This window comes from Actinomyces massiliensis 4401292 (assembly GCF_000269805.1).
Taxonomy (GTDB): domain Bacteria; phylum Actinomycetota; class Actinomycetes; order Actinomycetales; family Actinomycetaceae; genus Actinomyces; species Actinomyces massiliensis.
Genome location: NZ_JH711481.1, coordinates 1,043,491 through 1,062,950, shown reverse-complemented (window position 1 = coordinate 1,062,950; position 19,460 = coordinate 1,043,491). Strand labels below are relative to the sequence as shown.

The following is a 19,460-nucleotide window of genomic DNA, read 5'->3' as shown; positions in this document are numbered from 1 at the left end:
AGACTCTCGCCATTCGCCGCCGCGGAACCCAACGATTCCTCTGAGCAATTAGAGCCACGGGAGAGCCGTTGCGGGCTGGCATATAGCGAGCCATCGCCCCCGGTCCTCCGACTATCCCCCGATACGTCCCGACTACCCCCTGACGCGTCCCGATACCCCTTGCACGCAGACCGCCCGGGCACGAGGATCGGATCCTCGTGCCCGGGCGGGCGAGTTGAGGGCGTCAGACAGCGTCGGACTATGTCCGGCAACGCGTCCGGCAACGCGTCCGGCGGAGGGCGGACGCCGTGATCTTCGTCCTCAGGCGGCCGCGGGTGCGGCGATCTCGGAGACGTCCCCGGCGGCGGCCTTCTTGTTCGCAGACATCTGCTTGAGCGCCAGCACACCGGCGCAGGTGACGATCGCACCGGCGAGGATCGCGATGAGGAAGCCCGGGAAGTTGTCGATGGCGAAGAACACGAAGACTCCGCCGTGCGGGGCCTTGGACCCGGCGTGCAGGACCATGGACAGCGCCCCGGTCACGGCCCCGCCCACCATGGAGGGCGGGATGATGCGCAGCGGGTCGGCCGCGGCGAAGGGGATGGCGCCCTCGGTGATGAAGGACAGGCCCAGCAGCCAGGCGCTGCGCCCATTCTCGACCTCGGCCTTGGTGAACAGGCGCGCACGCAGGAAGGTCGCCGCGGACAGCGCCAGCGGCGGAACCATGCCCGCGGCCATGACGGCCGCCATGATCTCGTGGGCGCTCTGAGTGTCAGCCGACAAGCCGGCCGTGGCGAAGAGGTAGGCGGCCTTGTTGACCGGACCGCCCAGGTCGAAGCACATCATGAGCCCCAAGATGATGCCCAGGAACACGGCCGAACCGCTGGTGGACATGGAGGTCAGCCCATTCTGCATGGACGTCATGAGGGCGGCCAGCGGCTTGCCCAGAAGCATGTACATCAGGGATCCGACCACCAGCGTGGTTCCCAGCGGAATGACCACCACGGGCATGAGCCCGCGCAGCCACCGGGGCACATTCATGCCGGCGAGCCAGGCCGCGAAGTATCCGGCAAGGATCCCGCCGACCAGGCCGCCGATGAATCCGGCGCCCACCTCGCCGGCGATGATGCCCATGACGAATCCGGGGGCGATGCCCGGACGCCCGGCCAGGCCGAAGGCGATGTATCCGGCCAGTGCCGGGACCAGGAAGCCCATGGCCGCCTTGCCCAGCAGGAAGAGCGCCCAGCCGAGGTAGAGGAGCATCCCGGACCGGGACACGGAGATCGTCTCCGTGGCCACGACCGTGTCCGAGGAGTCCTTGATCTCATGCACGAACTCACTGCCGGGCAGGTTCCACAACGAGTAGTCCGAGATCGAGATCTTCTCGTAGAGGCTGGCGACGTCGTAGCCGGCCAGGAGGAAGCCCAGGGCGATGAGCAGACCGCCGGCCGCCACGAAGGGGATCATGTAGGACACACCGGTCATGACCGAGCGCTGCAGCCGGCGGGCCCAGTGGACGTTCTCCTCCTCGGCGTCATCGGCCGCGTCTCCGCCCTCGGGCACGCGCGCGGCGTTCGGGTCCTCCATGGCCGCCAGGGCCTGGTCGACGAGCGCCCCGGCGTCGTTGACGGCCGCCTTGACGCCGACGTCGACCATCGGCTTGCCGGCGAAGCGGTCGCGCCCCTTGATGGGCAGGTCGTGGGCAAAGACGACCGCGTCGGCGCGCTTGACGAGGGCGGGGTCGAGCCAGTCGATCTTCCCCGATCCCTGCCCCTCGATCCTCACCGTGACCCCGCGCTCCTTGCCGGCCTGCTCGAGGGCCTCGGCGGCCATGAAGGTGTGGGCGATACCGGTCGGGCACGAGGAAACGCCGACGATGACGGTCCCGCCCTCGGCGGGCGCGGAGGCGTCGTCGGCGACGGCGGGCTCGGCGGCCGCCTGCTCGCCGTCGGCGGGGTCGGGCTCGACCTGCTCGGTGACGAGGCGGGCGACCTCCTCAGCGGTGGTGGCCTTGCGCAGGGCGTCGGTGAACTCGGCGTTCATCAGGCCGCGCGCGAGCTTGGCCAGGAGTTGAAGGTGGACGTCGTCGGCCCCGGCGGGAGCGGCGATCATGAAGACCAGGTCCGCCGCCTGCTCGTCGGCGGCGCCGAAATCGACCGCCTCGGCCAGTCGGGCGAAGCCGAGCGACGGCGCCAGCACATGCGGGCTGCGGCAGTGCGGGATGGCGATGCCGCCGGGGATGCCGGTCGGGGCGGTCTCCTCGCGGGCGATGGCGTCGCCGGCCAGGCCCTCGGGGGTGTCGGCGCGCCCCGCGGAGGCGACGACCTCGGCCAGGTACTCGATGACGTCCTTCTTGCTGGAGCCGGGAAGGGCGTCGAGCCGCACGAGTTCGGGGATGATCAGTGGTGTGGACGCCTCGGAGGGCGCTGCGTTCGGGGACATGATGGTGCCCCGTCCTCGGCGTAAGCCTCCTCGATGCGGAGGGCGCTGCGTTCGGGGACATGATGCTACCTCGCTGTCCGATGGGTGCTGGGGCCGGATGGCGCGTCAGCGGATCTGGGTCGGGGCGCCGGCTCAAGGCCGGGGCGCCGGATGGTCAGGGACATTGGCTCAGACGAGCCGGGTGACGACAGGGCCCTGGGCGGGCAAGTCGCTCGGTGATGGCAAGGTCGTGCCGGGCAGCGAAGCCGCCGCGGAGCCGTAGATCATAGCGGTTCTTAGCCGCTCGGCCTCATCGCCGCCGCGGACGTCGGCCAGGACGTAGCCGGCGACGGAGGAATCGCCGGCGCCCACCGTGGAGACGACCGGCACCTTGGGCGCGGTGGCGTGCCAGGCCCCCTCACCGGTCACCAGGACCGCGCCGGCGGGACCGAGGGTGGCCATGACGGCGCCGATGCCCAGGTCGACCAGGATTCGGGCGGCGTCGGCGACGGGGGCGAGCTCTCCGCGCACGGCGCCCTCCTCCAGAGCCATGGCGCGATCCGCCGGCAGGCCGACGAGCTGACCGAGCTCCTCGCCATTGGGCTTGACCAGGTCGGGGGCGGAGTCGGGAAGACCGGCCGCGAGCTCCGCCAGGGGCGCGTCCGAGGTGTCGACGGCGATGCGCAGGTCGGGGGCGGCGCCGCGCAGGAGGCGCACGAGCCGGGCGTACCAGTCGGCGGGGGCGCCGGGGGGCAGGGAGCCGGACAGGACCGCCCAGTGGCGGGCGCCGGCGCTCTCGGCGCTCTCAGCTCTCTCGGACGGCCGCGCGGCGGCGACGGCCTCGAGGAGCGCCATCTCCACGGCGTCGATCTCCTCCGGGCTCAGCGAGGCGCCGGGCTCGTTGAGCTTGGTGGTGGTGCCGTCGGGCTCGGTGACCGCGGTGTTGACGCGGGCGGGCGCGGCCACGGTCACCGCACGCGTGCTCAGGACCGATGAGCCGGTCGAGCCGGTGGAACCAGTAGAGCCCGCGGAACCGGCGGAAGCAGCTGCGTCCAGGGCGAGCAGGAGCGGGTCGTGAGCGGCGGCGGGCAGCACGGCGGTGGCCGGCTGCCCCGCGGAGGCCAGCACACGCGCGACGTTGACGCCCTTGCCCCCGGGCTCGACGACGACACCGCTCAAGCGGTTGACGCCGCCGCGGATAAGGGGGCCGGGGAGGGCGACGGTGCGGTCCAGGGAGGGGTTCGGAGTGAGGGTGACGATCATGACGTGATGACCTCGGTTCCTAGGGTGGCGAGATGAGCGGCGATGGAGGTGGGTGGTGGCGAGTCGGTGACCAGGAGGTCGATGTCGGCCAGGTCGGCGAAGGACACGAGGTGCTCCTGCCCGACCTTGGTGGCGTCGGCGAGCACGACCACATGCTTGGCAGCGCGGATCATGGCGCGCTTGACGGCGGCCTCGTCCGGGTCCGGCGTGGACAGGCCGTGCTCGACGGTCAGGCCGTTGGTGCCCATGACGGCCACGTCCACACGGGTGACGGCGAGCGCCGCAAGGGCCTCGGGCCCGACGGCGGCCTGCGTGATGCCGCGGACCTGACCGCCGAGTATGCGCACGCTCATGTCGTCGCGGCCGGCCAGGAGAGCGGCGGTCAGAACCGAGTCGGTGATGACCGTGAGGTCGAGCCCGCCGGGAAGACGCCGGGCCAGGGCGCCGACGGTGGTGCCGGCGTCGAGCAGGACAGTGGCGTCATGACGCAGATGGAGGCGCGGGAGCGCCGCCTGGGCGATCGCCTGCTTGGCGGTGGAGCCGACGAGTTCGCGCTCGGCGACGCCGGTCTCCGGCAGGGCGAGGACAGTGGCGGGCACCGCGCCTCCGTGAACCTTGCGCAGCGCCCCGAGACGGTCGAGCGCGGTCAGGTCGCGGCGGACGGTTTCGACGGTGACGTCGTAACGAGCGGCGAGCTCGGTGACGGACACGCGCCCGTCACGGGCGACAGCATCGACGATCGACTGCTGACGCTGCTCGACGTTCATGCGCACCCCCTCGACCACAGCGTCCGTTCGGGCACTAGAACGCCCGAACAAGGCATCACTGTACGACCGATCGGGCATGAAGGGAAGGGCCGCTGAATCGCCGGGGAGGGGAAGAGGGGGAAGAGACCGGTCAGGTCCGCAGCAGCGGGAGGTAGGCGGACAGGTCGCAGCGCTCGCCGGAGGCTCGCAGTGCCCCGCCGGCTACGGCATCCGCCCAGGTGAGTCGTCCGGTGACCAGGGCGAGCCAGGTCTCCGCATCCGTTTCAACAACCGAGGGCGGCGTCCCGCGCCGGTGCACCGTCCCGGCCACCGCCTGGGTCACGCCGTAGGGCGGGACCCGCACCTCGACGGCCCGACCGGGCGCGCAGGCGGCCAGCTCCTCCAAGGCGAATCGGACGGCGGTGGCCAGCGTGCGCCGATCGAGCGCATCGGTGCGGTCAGCGTCTTGAGGGCGCTCGGCGTCCCCGGCGCGCTCGGATTGCTCAGATCGCTCGGAACGCTCGGCGCCCCCGGAGCGCCCAGTGCGTTCAGCACTCTCGGCGTCCCCGACGCCCCCGGAGCACTCAGTGCCCCCGGCGCGTTCGGCGCCCTCTGAGCTCTCAATGCTCTCAATGCCCTCGGCGCCCTCGGGACCGGGAGCCCCGCCGTCGGCGGGATCACCGGCAGCAGCCCATCGGCGCACGGCCAGAGCGCCTGCGGCGGGATCGATCCGGCGTCGGGCTGGCATGGGGCAAGACTAGGGCACGACTGGGCACGGTTATAGGAAAACCGCGCTCTCCTCGCCCGCCGGCCCTGTCACCCTGTTGGTGATTGCGAAGATGGTTCCATGACTGGGCCGACGGCGACCGGCATGATGGTTCGCCCCCGTCCGTAGATAATCCAGGGACGTCCAAAGACGTTGCTCAGCCTCGTTTTCTGCGTAATTTCTGCAGCGCAGGCGAGTCCATCGCACTTCTTGATCGTATGGTTGCGACATCTTTCTGCTGCGGCTGCGCATGATGAGCGCCACGTGCTTCGATCCCAGTCCTTACGTGGCCCCAGCCAGATTCTCAGATTGCCTGAGACGTGAAACGTGCGCGACGATCGTCTGCCCAACGGCCTCGCCAAGACGTACAGGCACGGCATTGCCAATGAGACGGCCCAGCACGCTGAACCGCACAGGCTCATCCGGAGGTACGAACTTATACTTGGGCGGAAAGGTCTGCAAAATCGCAGCCTCTCGCAAGGAGATGGCCCGATCCTGCTCGGGGTGGCCGAACCGCCCGTTTCCATACCCGAAACACTGAGTAGTAATGGTCGGGCTCGCGTCGTCCCATGACATCCGACCATACACACTCGGGTACGTGGCGCCAGTACTCTTCTGATGACAGGCCACCTGGAGCTCATCGGGCCATTCACGCCACGTGCCACCTGGCTTCGAGTGACGTATCCGTTCAAGATTGGTTTTGCTCAATCTTGATGCAACGTGCAGACGATCCTTCGGGTCGGACTCGCCAGCCTTAATCGGACGAAGCTGACCGATGGCCTCCCGAACGGTCCTCACTCGCTCACCGTCTTGCGTCAGCGTGAGGCCTTCAGAACCCAGCCTCGAGGCGATAAGAACCAGACGTTTACGCGTCTGAGGGATACCAACACGGACCGCTTGAACTACAGACCACTCAACCGAATAGCCATCCAAGTTCTTCAAGAACCGCCCAAAGACAGGATGATCGAGTAACTGAGGAACATTCTCCATCGTGAGAAGATCGGGTTGGATCTCCTTCACGAACTTGCCGAAAGTCTCAACAAGTTGCCAGTCGCCTCCGCGTTTCTTACTCCTACCTGAGCGACTGTATGTTGAAAACGGTTGACACGGCGCACATCCAGCAATCATGCTAACATCCGCGCCATCAATCATCTCGGCAACATCAGAAGCAGGGATCTCATTGACATCGCTTTCAATGAACTTGGCCCTGTTATTAGCTTCGTAAGGATACCTGCACGCCGGGTCGATATCGATACCTGCTACAACTTCAATACCCGCCCGTACGAGACCGCATGTTAGGCCGCCAACTCCACAGAAAAGATCGACGGCGCGAATCGTCGGAGCATTCTTATCTTCGCCCATCAAACTATCACCTCTTCCGCTTCTTTCTTCTCTACATTATTAGCAATCTCAAATTGGATGAACTTCACGAAACATTCAACCGCTTCTTTCAAATAATCGCCGACCGCGGTTGCGAGTTTTTTGAGCTCGACTACCGTCACGCCGTCACTGCAGTCAACAAACGACAGCGCCCCATGAGCAAGTCCGTTGCGACGATCCTTAACAAGTTTTAGGGCACCCATATCATCCCGTATGTGGCGCTTTGCCGCTTGGGAGACGTTAGGTGAGAACGTCAGGACACAACCGACTCTTCCGCACACCTTCTCAATCGAAGAATCGTCCCAGTTTCCACCCCCACCGGATTCAATCGTGAACCCCTTAACGGGCATCTGCTGTAACAGCTTTTCACACAGGTCGAGTGCCGCTTCAAGACGCTTGTCTGGCCCCAGATCGCTATGAGTCCGAGCGATGGAACGCACCCACTCCTTTCGGAGATCAATGCTCAGCTCGTTCGGACGTCGTTCCGCCTCCTCAACCGCGACAACAACCGCTTCCAAACAGCGGAGCACAGTCGCTTCTACGAGGTTATAGAGCTGCAAGTAGAGACTTGAGTTTAGAATTTTTTTTGCTCAGCGGTGATTGGAGCGTCAGTTCTGCGGAGTCGAGGCGTGCCCTCGCGGGCAGCATCGTCGACATTCTGCAGAAACGAGAGATACGCCTCTATCTCTGCGTACCTTTCATTAAAGAACGAGAAAAGATCAGTCGTCGCCACGTTCCACCAGCTTGTGCTTGACGAAATCAATACGTCCACGAAGACGAGCGATCGCATTCGCCCCGTCCGAACTGGTGATCTTTTTGAACTCCGGCAAGTTGATCCAAGAACCCACATCGATCTGTTCTGAAGAAAGCTCAGCGAGCTCCGGCATCTCCACTAGGGCACGATCAACACCGATGGCGATCGACTCGAATCGCGTCCGGGGTGTCGTTTTGCTCTTCTCAGTCTTCCGAAAGCCGAAGGGGAAGTTGCGTGATACAAAATCTAGAACAGCATCGAACCGCCGACGATATTCGTCAGCCAAGACAGGGTTCGTGGCGAACTCTTGGTTCATCTTCTTTGAGTACATGAAAAGAAATTGAGAAGGTCGGTCTCGATAGCCTTCCAAGCCGTCCCCGTACGCGAAGAGCCGTGTGACGAGCTCTTCGTAACCACGCTCTCTTTGGGTCTTCTCTGGCATCGGCGCAAGCTGAAAAAGAAGCGGATTATTTGCGAGTTCAGTCACAACTTTCAGGAAAGGACCAGCGAGCGCGCCACGCCGAATCTCAGCGTTATTGGCGATCTTACTGCCGGTGTTGATGCGATCAAACATGTCGAGTCTCGCTTCCTCATCAGTACGGTCATTCAAAACGATGCCACGAACTGATCGGTTCTTGATCTTTCGCTTTCTAGAGTCGAGAAGATCATCAAAACGGAATCCCGACAGACGCGTCAGAGAGTCGAGTTCACCGAGCCGGAAATCGCCATAAATGAACTCTTCTATAGTTCGCAATCTCTGCGAGCCATCAACAATCTCCAGCCGCCCGTCCGGCCTCTCCCAGAAGAAGATGAACGGAATCGGCAACCCCATAATCAAAGACTCGATAAAACGAGACTTACGACGCTCCTCCCAGGTGAACTCACGCTGATACGGGGGTACGACGTATTCGTCGTCGTGAATCTTCTGAGCCAGCATTTCGACGGAATATTCCGTGAGGTAAAATTCAATTCTTTTGGACTGCTCAACGATCTGCTCTTCGGCAAGCTCGATACTCTTCGCAGTCGATTGTTCCTTGGAACGCGTCACCGTCGCGCCTCCTCCTTCTGCTCGCGTCACCGCTGAAAGGTAGATCTGTCTCTAGGGTATCGGAACGCCAGCCTTGTCACCGAAACAGCAGGCGAGCGGTCCCAAGCCCATATAAGGATGCCAAGTACCTCCGACATGTATCGGCTCTCCTCGCCCGTTACCTTAGTTGGCGGCCAGCCGGCGGCCCTGATTGGTCCGAGGCCCGGCCAGCTGCTGCGGGCATGATGTCTTGCCCTTTGTGCCCCCTGTCCGTAACTGCCCCGAGCCGAACGAGGAGTACGAGGAGTACGAGGCGATCGTCATGACACGAGCCACCATCAGCGCTCGGGCGGCTCCTCGGGCGAGCCCGCCTCGGTATGACCGCCCGGCTCGGCGAAGCCCTCATCATCAACATCGCCAGTATCACCAGCATCAGCGCCCCCGCGACGGCGCACGAGCAGGACGGCTCCGCCGATCAGCAGCCCGAGGGCGATGACGCCGATCCCGATGGTGGCGCCGGTGCGGGCCATGCCGGCACCGCGGTCGGACCGGCCGACGGGCGTGGGAGCCACCACGACCTCCTCCGCACGCATGGAGGCGGCCCCTCCGGCACCGGCCTTGGAATCGATGCCCATGGCGGCTGAACCGTCGATGGCCAGCTCATAGCCGTAGGTGCTGAGCACAGCGCCCGAGGCGTCGAGCAGCTCGATCGTGGCCAGGAAGCAGGAGGTGTCCTGGGCGTCGCCGAAGGAGCACTTCTGAGCGGCGGCGTCCTGACCGAAGACGACCTGCAGGGTCGCCCGTCCGGTCTCGGGGCGATTCGCCACCGTGGTGGTATCCACGGCGACCGCCTCGGAGGTCACCGTGACACCGGACGCCTCCTGATAGGAGTAGCGCACGCCCGTCACGCCCCGGGGCTTCTCGGAGTCGTTGGAGTGGACCAGCCCGGTCAGGCTGAGGGTGGCCGCACGCGGGTTCGCCTGTGAGATCGTGCTCGCCAGGCCGGTCTGATGCTTGAGGTACGAGGCGCTCGCCCCACCGCCCCCGAAGCTGGTGAGGTACTCAATGAGAACATCGCGGTCCACGGAGTCGGTGGCGACTGCGGAGACCTCGGACAGAGCGGCGTAGCCGTCCCCACCGGCCATGAGCGGAGAGCTCGAGGCCACCAGAACAGAGTCGTCGTCGGCCAGGGGGACGCCGTCGATGACGATCGAGGCGATGACCCGGCTGCGAGCATCGGCGATGGGAGTCGCCTTGGCAGCCGCGGTGGCGGTGCCCTTGGCGACCTCGTCATGAATGGCGTAGAGCTCATCCGCGGCATCCTGATCGATGCGCACCGAGAGGTTCGCGGAGGTTCCCAGAGTCAGCACGCCCCGATCGTCGCCGGGCCGCCATTGCTGGGCGAGTACGGCCTTGAGCCGAGCGCCGGTGAGCACTGCATAGCTCATCCCATTGCCCAGGGGTTCAAAAGCCCGCGCCTCGCCCTTGGTCAGAGCGCCGTCGCCGGTCTCACCGTTGGCCGGGTCCTTGGCGTAGAGGAGATCGGCATGCGCATCGCCGGGACTCGCCAGGCCGATGATGCGCGCGGCGTCGCCGCGGGGCGCGTTGGTGGAGGCCCAGTGGGCGTACGAATCGGCGATGAGGTCGGAGGCGGTGGACTCGGTGCCGAGGCTGGTGCCGGGCGTGACGCCGTCGGAGGAGCCGCGCAGGAAGTCCGTGCCGAGGGCGGCGGCCCGCTGACTGTCGCCCGCAGCCGCCCTGGCGGAGGCCTGAGAGACGATCCCCTCGACGCCGTATGCGTCAGTGGTGCAGTCGGAGGTCCGCAGGTCCCTATCGGCCGCGCTGATCACGGAAACCTCATGGGTGGAGGCGCTGTAGGCCAGCGAGACCTCGGCGAGCCCCCGGCCGTAGCGGTCGGCCTGAACCACGGCGATGTCCTGGCCGTCGGTCGAGGTCATGGTGGCGGACTCGCCCGCCCCGGGATGCCCGACATCGCTGTACCCGCCCAGGACGGCGTCGACGTCCCCGGTGAGCCGGGGCGCCAGTCCGTCGGCGTCGGCATGGGCGAGCACGACGACGACGTCGGCCGCGCCGGTGCGCTTGAGCTCGGCGGCCTTGGCGTTGGCGGTGGCGGCGGCCGGCGCCGGGGACAGGGCGCCCGCGGTCGCGGGGGCGACCAGGGCGGGGAAGTCGTCGGTCATGATGCCGACGAAGCCGACCTTGACGCCGTTGACGTCCTTGATGAAGGTGCCGCCGCCCTCTCCCTCGGAGTCCAGGGCCGAACCGGTGAGGTTGGCCGACAGGTACGGGAAGGCGGCTGACGGCAGGATCCGACCGGTGAGGTCGTCCAGGCCCTTGTCGAATTCGTGGGCGCCCAGGGCGGAGACGTCCGTGCTCATGGCGTTGAGCACGTCCAGCGCGGGCTGGTCCTCGAGCAGGGCAGAGGCCGGGGGCGAGTCGCCGAGGTTGTCACCCGACGAGACGAGTACGGCACCGGGGCTCGACTCGCGGACCCGGGAGATCTCGCAGGCCAGCGTGACGGCTCCGGGGTCGGCGACCGCCCCGGTCGCGGGATCGGTGGTTCTCTCGATGTGACCGTGCAGGTCGGTGACGCCGAGAACGGTAATCGCAGTCTCAGCCGGCGTCGCCGCAGTTGTAGCAGTCGCAGTCGCAGCAGCCGCGGCGTCATCGGCCGCGGCCGTGGGAGGCGGGATGGCAGGGGCGAGCCCGCCGAAGGTCAGCGCCGCGAGCACGGCGATCGCCTTCACACAGGGATTCGGTCGCATGACGATCCTGGTCGGGAGGGGGAATGGGGAGGTATCCCAAGGATAGGCGGCGACGGCGGGCGCGTCGCCCGCAGAACGCGATTGTCCCCGGCTCGACACCACACTGAGACCCACAGCGACCCACAGCAGCGACGGACGGCGCCCGAACAATCCCGGAGCAGGATTGTTCGGGCGCCGTCCGTCGCCGTGGGCGGGCGCTGAAGCGCCCGCAGGATCAGACGATGCCGTGGGCGATCATGACGTCGGCGACGCGGGTGAAGCCGGCGGCGTTGGCGCCGAGCACGTAGTCGCCGGGACGGCCGTACTCCTCGGCCGCGGCCACGCACGAGTCGTGGATGTCCGCCATGATGCCGGTCAGCTTGGCGTCCGCCGTCTTGAAGTCCCAGCGGGTCCGGCCGGCGTTCTGCTCCATCTCCAGGGCGGAGGTGGCCACGCCACCGGCATTGGAGGCCTTGCCCGGGGCGTAGAGGACGCCCGCGGCCTGGAACGCCTCGACGGCCTCCGGGGTGGAGGGCATGTTGGCGCCCTCGGAGACGACGGTACAGCCGTTGCGCACCAGGGTGGCAGCGGCATCGCCGTCGAGCTCGTTCTGAGTGGCGCAGGGCAGGGCGACGTCGACCGGGACGTCCCACGGACGGCCCTCGGCGACCAGGCGCGCGCCCGGGCGGCGCTCGACGTAGTCCTTGACGCGACCGCGCTCGACCTCCTTGATCTGCTTGAGCAGGTCGAGGTCGACACCGGCCTCATCGACGACGTAGCCGGAGGAGTCGGAGAAGGTGATGGGGGTGGCGCCCAGCTGCTGGGCCTTCTCGATGGCGTAGATGGCGACGTTCCCCGAACCGGAGACCGCGACCTTCTTGCCCTCCAGGGTCTCGCCCTTGGTGGCGAGCATGGACTGCGCGAACAGCACCGTGCCGTACCCGGTGGCCTCGGTACGCACCAGCGAACCGCCCCAGGCCAGGCCCTTTCCGGTGAGCACCCCGGCGTCGTAGGAGTTGCGCAGGCGCTTGTACTGCCCGAACATGTAGCCGACCTCACGGCCGCCCACGCCGATGTCGCCGGCGGGGACGTCGGTGCTCGGGCCGATGTGACGGGAGAGCTCGGTCATGAACGACTGGCAGAAGCGCATGACCTCGGCGTCGGACCGGCCGTGCGGGTCGAAGTCGGACCCGCCCTTGCCGCCGCCGATGCCCTGAGCGGTCAGGGCGTTCTTGAAGATCTGCTCGAAACCGAGGAACTTGATGATGCCGACGTTGACGCTCGGGTGGAACCGCAGGCCGCCCTTGTATGGGCCCAGGGCCGAGTTGAACTCGACGCGGAAACCGCGGTTGACGTGAACCGCTCCGGCGTCGTCGACCCACGGCACGCGGAAGATGATCTGGCGCTCGGGCTCGACGATGCGCTCCAGGAGCGCATTATCTGCGTAGTGGGGGTGCTTGGCGATGACGGGCTCCAGGGACTCCAGAACCTCACGGACCGCCTGGTGGAACTCGGCCTCGCCACGGTTGCGGGCCACGACCTGCTCGTAGACCTTCTCGACAACTCCCTGCATAGGGGACTCCTTCATTCCGTATTGTGCGAGGACTGTGCGAGGCGCACGGCCGCATTCGCAAGCCGCACGTCGCCCTCGTCAGGACACAACACTGGCACCGCACCGGAAACTGAGACGAAACATCTCGCCCTCCGGCGACTCATGCCTGTCACATTCGCCGAGATCGGTCCACTTCCGCCGCGAGATCGGTCCATCTCCGCGCCGAGATCGGTCCGCTTCCGGCTCGAGATCGGTCCCACTCCGCATCGAGATCGGTCCACTTCCGCGCCGAAATCGGTCGCAACCCAGCACGGACGACGCCGGCATCTCCCCGCCACACTGGAGTCACCCGACGGGCCCCAACCGCACCGGAGTCATGAGCCAGGGACCGTGCGTTCGGAAGACGACCGCCTCCTGCGCATCGCTGAGAAAGGTCGACCACGCGACCGTGACCTCATCAGGACCGGTGCTCTCGTCATACATCGGCTGCCCCGCCGACACCTCAGTACCCACGTCCAGCGTCATGACCAGGGGAAAGAGCAGGACCGGGAATGCCACGAATGCACCACCGAGCAGCAGGCCGCCGAGTATCAGCCTCATGATCCGACGCCGAACTCCCGACAGGATGCGAATGAACCAGATCGCGGCAAGGCACGCCGAGGCCAGCAGAACAACCACCAGGACAGCCCATGAGGCGGCCGGGCGCAGATATGTCCGCACCGGCAGCAGGTCCTCAACCGCCTGAGGATGAGCGGGGTGATTCGGATCGGCGGTGCCGATGCCGAACAGCACCAGCCCCGCCGCCGCTATAAGAATGAGGATCGCAGTCAGGACGATCAGCAGGCGATCGTGGTGCCGCACATCGAATCGCGGCCGGGCGCCCGCCGGGGCGCGCGCGGACCCGTTCTTACTCCTGCTGACATTCGCGGCATCCGCGTGGTCAGCCGTCTCATTCGCCCCCATGGCTGAATTGTGACTGATCTATCGCTCTCTCACCAGAACTCACGCCACTCACACCTCGGCAACCCAGCACCCCCGGCCCGTATGCTCCCGACCATGAGCGATGCCCAGAACGGTACCCAGAACACTGCCCAGCACACCCGCTACACCCACGGGCACTCCCCCGCCGTCCTCGCCAGTCACGCTCACCGCACCGCCGCCGATTCCGCCGCTTATCTTCTCCCCCATCTCCGGGCGGGCCTCGATCTGCTCGACGTCGGCTGCGGTCCCGCGACCATCACCGCCGATCTCGCCGAGGCCGTCGCCCCCGGCCGCGTTGTCGCACTCGACGGCGCCCCCGCCGCGCTCGAGGCGGCGCGGGCGACTCTTCAGGCACGGGGGCTGACGGATGCCGTCGAGCCGGTCGACGGCGATGTGCACGCCCTGCCTTTCGCGGACGCCTCCTTCGACGTCGTCCACGCCCACCAGGTGCTCCAGCACGTGGCCGAACCCGTGGCCGCACTGCGCGAGATGCACCGGGCGGTGCGTCCGGGCGGAATCGTGGCGGCGCGCGACGCCGTGTACTCGGCCAAGGCCTGGTACCCGCAGCCGCCCGCCCTGGAGCGCTGGCGCCAGATCTACATGGCGACGGCGCGAGCCAATGGCGGCGAGCCCGACGCCGGCAGTCGCCTGCTGTCCTGGTTCCGCACCGCTGGATTCAGCGATGTGGAGGCCTCGACATCGACGTGGTGCTATGCGACGCCGGAACTGCGGTCCTGGTGGGGCGGGACCTGGGCGGAGCGCTGCCGCTCCTCATTCGGCCCGCAAGCGGTCGAGTTGGGACTGACCACCCCGGCCGAGTTGGAGGAGATGGCCGGCGCGTGGCACGAGTGGGCCGAGGCGGACGACGGCTGGTTCGTCGTCGTCCACGGCGAGATCCTCGCCCGCCGGTAGGCCGGGCAGCGGGCCGCGCAACCTGCGCCCCGACGCGTGCCTCCCCCGGCACACACACCCCACTGCACGCGCCCCGACGAAGCAGACATTGTCGAACGAGATCGACGGTGGCGCCGTCATCTCGTCCGAAAATGTCTGCCTCGTCGAAGACTCACGAAGGTCACGCAGCCGGGTAACTGGCGTCGTCAACCGGTTCGAGCCATTCGTTGGACGTGTTATCGCCCGGAACCGCGAGCGCGATGTGAGAGAACCAGGAATCGGCTTTGGCGCCGTGCCAGTGCTTGACGCCGGCCCGCGTGAACACGACGTCACCGGGATTCAGCGAGATGGCGTCCTTGCCCTCCTCCTGATACCAGCCGGAGCCCGCCGTGCAGATGAGCACCTGACCACCGCCGCTGGTGGCATGGTGGATGTGCCAGTTATTGCGGCATCCCGGCTCGAAGGTCACGTTGTGCACCCCGACGGCGCACTCGGGATCGGCCACCAGATTCTTCAGGAAGCTCTTCCCGGTGAAGTACTGGGCGAAGGCGGTATTGGGCTCGCCCTTGCCGAATACGTTCGCGACCATGAAGAGGGACTCATCGGTCGTTGAGGTCATGACTGCTCCTTCGAAAGACGGTTACCGACTGCCAGATCAGATTAGGTGCGGCGCCGCCGGGAGGCCAGGCTGGGGCCGGATTGAGGGGCCCAGGTTGGAGCCGGATTGAGGGGTTGAGGCCGGGCCCCGCCGGACTTCCCCTCACTCCTGATGCCGCAGACGCCGCCAGATTCTGCGCGCCGCCTCCGCGCCGGCCCGGGACGCGCCAAGAGTCGAGGCGCTGGCCCCGTACCCGACCAGCAGCACGCGCGGATCCTTAGCCACGCCGGTGCGCCCCTCCAGACGAATTCCCGATTCATACCGACGACCGCCATCGGTCGGGGCATCAGCCGTGGCCGCGCCGTCTCGATCGCGCAATCGCAGGGGCTCCAGATGCGTCAGCGCCGCCCTGAAGCCCGTATTCCAGAAGATGGTGTCGACTTCGACCCAGGTGGGCTCAGGATAAGGATTCCAGGAGTCCGGAACCGCCAGCCCTCCACCCGTGATCGCATCGGTCCCCAACCCGTCGGGATGATCACCGGTGGCCGCGGGAGAGAAGCGCACCGCGCGCTCGCCGATGAGATTGATCATCCCCTTGGAGACGAGGATCCCCCGCTCAACGCCGTCGACATGCCTGGCCAGAGTGGGGGCGCCCGTGGACCGCACGACGCTCTCCGGGAACGGCCCGACGGTGCGCGCGCTGACCGCCCGCTCCATCGCGGCACCCCAGATGTCATCGAGACCGGTGGTGAAACTGGGCGGACGTCGCGTGGCCCACGTCACTGCGGCGGCATAGGGGGCGACCTCCAGGAGCATCTGCACCGCGGTGAGCCCACCGCCGACGACGAGCACGCGCTGCCCGGCCAGCTCCTCGGCCCGGCGGTAGGTGGCGGTGTGGAGCTGCTGGCCGGCGAAACGGTCCCTCCCCGGAATGTGCGGGATGTAGGGATGGTTCCAGGTGCCGGTCGCGGAAACGACCATGCGCGCCAGCCAGGTGCGCCGCCCCTCCCGCGTGCGGGCCTCGACCGCCAGAAGAGTGTCACGGCGCACGGGATCATGCCGGCGGCTCATGCGAGTACGGCCGCTGCGGGCCGCGGCCCCCACGGCCGCGTGAACGCCCCCGGTGGACAGCGGAGGCGAGGCAAGCTCCGTGGATCGCACCGCGGTGACATGCACCGGACGCAGGACGCGCAGCCCGCGCGCCTCCTCATAGCGTCGGTAGTACCCGGGGACGGCGATGTTGCTGGGCGATCCCTCATCCAGATCATTGGCGGGGAACTGGGGCAGGTCGGCGATCCGATGCGCCCGACCGATCGTCAGGGAGTCCCAGCGGTGGCGCCAGGCGCCTCCGGGACCATCCTCGGCGTCGAGCACGAGCAGCTCCTGTCCCGGAATCAGCCCACGGCGGGCGAGCTCGCCCGCCACGGCCAGCCCGGCCTGACCCGCCCCGATGACGATGACGTCGACAACCTCACTGACTTCACTGGCCTCACTGATGTCGCTGACCTCGCTGACGCCGGCAGCGCCCCCAGCACCCCCAGCACTCCCAGCGCCACCGGCACTGCCGGCATCGGCGGCGGTCGCATCGGTCATGCCGCCGACACTACTGGCGTCTGTGGTGCGCTGGTCGGACTCCGCGGGGTTCACATCACCATCATGCGCTATCACTCCGAGCTCTTCCCCATTGAAGTCCTATCGAGTCGGCGCATGCTCGGGCCCCTGCCGACAATCCGGATCAGGGACCACGAGCTCCTGGGAGCATCTGAGCCTCTGGACCTCTGAGCCCCGCCATGCACAACAACGACACCCCGGCCCCGAGTCGCCGAGAACGCTGTTGATCTGGCAATCTGCGCCTGTGGTCTCCTCTCCAAGCGTCGTCGCGACGCGGGCCCTGACGGCGCGCTCCGTCCTCGACGGCCCGCTCGCCCGACGTCGCCGTATCGACGCGGCGCGGATCCGCGAGCTGGCAGGCGTGACGCGGTGCGGGGACCTGGGAGTCAGACAGGTGGTCGAGCTGCCCGCGCTCGCCGATCTCGCCACGACGACGGCGTCGCAACTGCGTCTGCCCGACGGCGCCGGCTGGAGAATCGGTCAGGCGCTCGGACACGCCATCGAGCAGGGCGTGCGCCTGTGGCTGTGCGAGGTCACGGCCGAAGCGGTACCGCTGATCAGCCGCGCCATCGGCGACGACCTCATTCACATCGTCTCCCTGCCCGAGCCCATCGCCGTGCCGGCCGCCGATGACTCCGATGGCGCAGCCGCACCCGAGGCCGAGCCGGAGAACAAGCCCGACGTTCCGGCCACGGCCTCGCCCGCGCCCGATGGCACCGTCGTCATCGCCCTGAGCCCTCTCGCACTCCTCATGGCGCTGACCGACGGCGACGACGACTCGCGCCGCTACCTGCGCACCGTGCTCGCGGGCGTGGACACCCTGCGCTGCTCGTCCCGGGCGATCGTGGCGCTGCAGCGCAGCGGTGTCGAGGTGGTACCGCGCTCGCGAGCGCTGCGGCTGCTGTGGAACCCCGTGGCCCTGGCCTATCTCTTGGTGTTCGTGTACTCGTCCCTGCGGGCCATCCCGGTGGCCTTCGTCCCCGGCTTCCACGGCCAGGTGTGGGTGCTGTGGACGATCGATATCCTCACCGCCATTCCCTACACATGGGGACTGGTGGAGATGGTGGCCGGCCGTCGCATCCGCTACCGGCTCCTCGGGCTGGCGACCACGCTCGTCAGCTTCTTGGCCCCTTACGTCTACTTCTGGATCACGGGGCGCGACTACCCGCCATGGGTGATCACGGTCGTCATGGCGATGATCGTGGGCAGCGCCGGCCTGGAGGCGCTGCGCTGGTGGCGCGAGCGGCTGATCGTTCAGGGCTTGGCGGAGGCCTCCGACGACTGGGACGACTGAGGGCTCTGAGGCGCCTCCCCCTGGACGGAGCGCAGCACGCCGACGCCGACGAGCCAGAGTCCGCTTCCGACCGATAGAACCGCGGCCACCTGCGGGCGCACGGGGTGCACGACGAGGAGCCAGGCGGTGGCTGCGATCCATACGCCCACCGCGGTGACATTGAGCGCGCGGAAGCGCTTCACGCGGACCGGATGGACGTAGTGGGTCGGTACGAGGGTGAGGATGGTCATGAGGATGGTCGCCGCGATATTGATCCAGGCCGGGGTCTGGAGCACCCACACCATGACGGCCACGATGTTCCATGCTGCGGGGAAGCCGACGAAGTAGTTGTCATTCGACTTCTCGCCCTCGTTGGCGTAGCAGAACATTGCGGAGACCAGGATCACGACGAGCAGGGTGCTGGCGACCGGCTTCGGCCCCATCGGAACCCAGAGGTACATGAACAGCGCTGGAATGAAGGTCCACGTGAGGTAGTCGATGACGATGTCGACGACGCTGCCGTCGAACCACGGAATGACCTCCTTGACGCGGGCGCCGCGGGCGAAGGTGCCGTCAATGCCGTCGATCACGAGAGCGATGGCGAGCCACACCCACATCCAGCCGATCTCGTTGTGGACCATGGAGAGCACCGCCAGGGTCGCGAAGACCAGTCCCGACATGGTGAATGCGTGCACGGCCCAGGCGAGCAGGCGCGACATGCGGGCTTCGGCGGGAGGGCCGGAGGGAGATTCCGAGGAGACGGAGACGGATTCGGCGGGCGTGGGAGGTATGGGAGGCACGATCAACCTTCTCAAGATGTGATGGGGATTTGCCGTAGGTGACGAGTTCTCCGATGCCGACACCTCCCCCGTGATGAGGGAGCCGTACCCGGAGCCGGTCTGCGGGATTCGATCCCACGCCCTAAGCATATTCACAGCCTCGCCGCTCCTTCACCGAGATCGGTCCCACTCCGCGCCGAGATCGGTCGCACTCCGCGCCGAGATCGGTCCGCTTCCGCCACGAGATCGGTCGTACTTCGTGCCGAGATCGGTCCGCTTCCGCCACGAGATCGGTCCCACTCCCCCAATTGCCGACGGCGGACAGATCTCACCCGCCGCGCTGCGGCTGTCGTCGGTCACGCAGGTCGTTCGATGAACAGCACGTCGAGTTCACGCGCCGCCGCCATAAGCCGCTTCTCCCGCGTCCACATCAGAGAACCGGCCGTGCTCAGGACTGACGCCAGCAGATGGGCATCCACTGCAGAAAGACCTTTCCCCCATAGCCGACGCTTCTCGACCAACCAACGCACGTCGCCGTCGCCAACAGGCCGAAACCTCTTCATATCGTCAAGCGCCCCCGGGAACTCTCGCCGCTTCGTCCTGTTCAAGGATGGCGGCGAGTACCGGTTCTCGCGCATGAAGGTGATCGATCCAGACGTTGGTGTCGACGAGGA

The 19,460-nt window shown here is 67.0% G+C and carries 16 protein-coding genes; 3 read left to right on the top strand and 13 right to left on the bottom strand.

Annotation, left to right across the window (positions count from 1 at the left end):
- Positions 1 to 300: 300 nt before the first annotated feature.
- The 10 genes from W5W_RS0104525 to W5W_RS0104490 form a co-directional block, all read right to left on the bottom strand.
- A complete protein-coding gene (locus W5W_RS0104525) occupies positions 301 to 2,421 on the bottom strand; it encodes a PTS fructose transporter subunit IIABC (protein ID WP_017194521.1) in 2,121 nt (706 codons plus the stop codon).
- 168 nt (positions 2,422 to 2,589) lie between these two features.
- Positions 2,590 to 3,663, bottom strand: a complete 1,074-nt coding sequence (locus W5W_RS0104520) for a 1-phosphofructokinase family hexose kinase (RefSeq protein WP_017194520.1) — start codon at positions 3,661 to 3,663, stop codon at positions 2,590 to 2,592.
- The gene (locus tag W5W_RS0104515; protein ID WP_029574075.1) at positions 3,660 to 4,430 is read right to left on the bottom strand and encodes a DeoR/GlpR family DNA-binding transcription regulator; all 771 of its coding nucleotides are present in this window, start codon (positions 4,428 to 4,430) and stop codon (positions 3,660 to 3,662) included. The genes W5W_RS0104520 and W5W_RS0104515 overlap by 4 nt, the downstream gene beginning before the upstream one ends.
- Before the next feature lie 130 nt (positions 4,431 to 4,560).
- The gene (locus W5W_RS16925) at positions 4,561 to 5,157 is read right to left on the bottom strand and encodes a sterol carrier family protein (protein WP_017194518.1); all 597 of its coding nucleotides are present in this window, start codon (positions 5,155 to 5,157) and stop codon (positions 4,561 to 4,563) included.
- 300 nt (positions 5,158 to 5,457) lie between these two features.
- The gene (locus tag W5W_RS15595) at positions 5,458 to 6,537 is read right to left on the bottom strand and encodes a DNA cytosine methyltransferase (protein WP_081486202.1); all 1,080 of its coding nucleotides are present in this window, start codon (positions 6,535 to 6,537) and stop codon (positions 5,458 to 5,460) included.
- Positions 6,537 to 7,136, bottom strand: coding sequence for an MAE_28990/MAE_18760 family HEPN-like nuclease (locus W5W_RS16040; RefSeq protein ID WP_274517141.1), 600 nt, complete (start codon positions 7,134 to 7,136; stop codon positions 6,537 to 6,539). Before W5W_RS16040 ends, W5W_RS15595 begins: the two co-directional genes overlap by 1 nt.
- Before the next feature lie 138 nt (positions 7,137 to 7,274).
- Positions 7,275 to 8,357, bottom strand: a complete 1,083-nt coding sequence (locus tag W5W_RS0104505; protein WP_017194516.1) for a DUF262 domain-containing protein — start codon at positions 8,355 to 8,357, stop codon at positions 7,275 to 7,277.
- A 317-nt stretch (positions 8,358 to 8,674) separates the two neighbouring features.
- The gene (locus W5W_RS14605) at positions 8,675 to 11,122 is read right to left on the bottom strand and encodes a bifunctional metallophosphatase/5'-nucleotidase (RefSeq protein ID WP_238533251.1); all 2,448 of its coding nucleotides are present in this window, start codon (positions 11,120 to 11,122) and stop codon (positions 8,675 to 8,677) included.
- Between the two features lie 214 nt (positions 11,123 to 11,336).
- A complete protein-coding gene (gdhA, locus tag W5W_RS0104495; protein ID WP_017194514.1) occupies positions 11,337 to 12,674 on the bottom strand; it encodes an NADP-specific glutamate dehydrogenase in 1,338 nt (445 codons plus the stop codon).
- Positions 12,675 to 12,998: 324 nt separating this feature from the next.
- Positions 12,999 to 13,616 (bottom strand): hypothetical protein, encoded by a 618-nt coding sequence (locus W5W_RS0104490; protein ID WP_017194513.1) that lies wholly within the window; start codon positions 13,614 to 13,616, stop codon positions 12,999 to 13,001.
- 93 nt (positions 13,617 to 13,709) lie between these two features.
- Here W5W_RS0104490 and W5W_RS0104485 point away from each other — a divergent pair, with 93 nt between their 5' ends.
- Entirely contained in the window at positions 13,710 to 14,546 is an 837-nt protein-coding gene (locus tag W5W_RS0104485) for a class I SAM-dependent methyltransferase (RefSeq protein ID WP_017194512.1), read from the top strand.
- A gap of 160 nt (positions 14,547 to 14,706) precedes the next feature.
- Here the strand turns inward: W5W_RS0104485 and W5W_RS0104480 are convergent, their stop codons facing one another.
- Both W5W_RS0104480 and W5W_RS0104475 read right to left on the bottom strand, forming a co-directional pair.
- A complete protein-coding gene (locus W5W_RS0104480; protein WP_008730549.1) occupies positions 14,707 to 15,144 on the bottom strand; it encodes a cupin domain-containing protein in 438 nt (145 codons plus the stop codon).
- 141 nt (positions 15,145 to 15,285) lie between these two features.
- On the bottom strand, positions 15,286 to 16,716 hold the full coding sequence (locus tag W5W_RS0104475; RefSeq protein ID WP_238533250.1) for an NAD(P)-binding domain-containing protein: 1,431 nt from the start codon (positions 16,714 to 16,716) through the stop codon (positions 15,286 to 15,288).
- A 63-nt stretch (positions 16,717 to 16,779) separates the two neighbouring features.
- Between W5W_RS0104475 and W5W_RS16800 the strand changes: the two genes are divergently transcribed.
- Together W5W_RS16800 and W5W_RS0104470 are read left to right on the top strand one after the other, a co-directional pair.
- Positions 16,780 to 16,905, top strand: coding sequence for a hypothetical protein (locus W5W_RS16800; protein ID WP_274517137.1), 126 nt, complete (start codon positions 16,780 to 16,782; stop codon positions 16,903 to 16,905).
- A 73-nt stretch (positions 16,906 to 16,978) separates the two neighbouring features.
- Positions 16,979 to 18,028, top strand: a complete 1,050-nt coding sequence (locus W5W_RS0104470; RefSeq protein ID WP_017194509.1) for a hypothetical protein — start codon at positions 16,979 to 16,981, stop codon at positions 18,026 to 18,028.
- Here W5W_RS0104470 and W5W_RS0104465 read toward each other — a convergent pair.
- Complete coding sequence (locus W5W_RS0104465; protein WP_017194508.1) at positions 17,989 to 18,813, bottom strand: CDP-alcohol phosphatidyltransferase family protein; 825 nt, start codon at positions 18,811 to 18,813, stop codon at positions 17,989 to 17,991. The two genes, W5W_RS0104470 and W5W_RS0104465, sit on opposite strands and share 40 nt — an antisense overlap.
- Between the last annotated feature and the right edge of the window lie 647 nt (positions 18,814 to 19,460).

What these genes read in the sequence shown, in the direction of transcription:
- W5W_RS0104525 (WP_017194521.1), bottom strand. Translation starts at nt 2,421, where the DNA reads ATGTCCCCGAACGCAGCGCCCTCCGAGGCGTCCACACCACTGATCATC.
- W5W_RS0104520 (WP_017194520.1), bottom strand. Translation starts at nt 3,663, where the DNA reads ATGATCGTCACCCTCACTCCGAACCCCTCCCTGGACCGCACCGTCGCC.
- W5W_RS0104515 (WP_029574075.1), bottom strand. Translation starts at nt 4,430, where the DNA reads ATGAACGTCGAGCAGCGTCAGCAGTCGATCGTCGATGCTGTCGCCCGT.
- W5W_RS16925 (WP_017194518.1), bottom strand. Translation starts at nt 5,157, where the DNA reads ATGCCAGCCCGACGCCGGATCGATCCCGCCGCAGGCGCTCTGGCCGTG.
- W5W_RS15595 (WP_081486202.1), bottom strand. Translation starts at nt 6,537, where the DNA reads ATGGGCGAAGATAAGAATGCTCCGACGATTCGCGCCGTCGATCTTTTC.
- W5W_RS14605 (WP_238533251.1), bottom strand. Translation starts at nt 11,122, where the DNA reads ATGCGACCGAATCCCTGTGTGAAGGCGATCGCCGTGCTCGCGGCGCTG.
- gdhA (WP_017194514.1), bottom strand. Translation starts at nt 12,674, where the DNA reads ATGCAGGGAGTTGTCGAGAAGGTCTACGAGCAGGTCGTGGCCCGCAAC.
- W5W_RS0104490 (WP_017194513.1), bottom strand. Translation starts at nt 13,616, where the DNA reads ATGGGGGCGAATGAGACGGCTGACCACGCGGATGCCGCGAATGTCAGC.
- W5W_RS0104485 (WP_017194512.1), top strand. Translation starts at nt 13,710, where the DNA reads ATGAGCGATGCCCAGAACGGTACCCAGAACACTGCCCAGCACACCCGC.
- W5W_RS0104480 (WP_008730549.1), bottom strand. Translation starts at nt 15,144, where the DNA reads ATGACCTCAACGACCGATGAGTCCCTCTTCATGGTCGCGAACGTATTC.
- W5W_RS0104475 (WP_238533250.1), bottom strand. Translation starts at nt 16,716, where the DNA reads ATGACCGATGCGACCGCCGCCGATGCCGGCAGTGCCGGTGGCGCTGGG.
- W5W_RS16800 (WP_274517137.1), top strand. Translation starts at nt 16,780, where the DNA reads ATGCGCTATCACTCCGAGCTCTTCCCCATTGAAGTCCTATCGAGTCGG.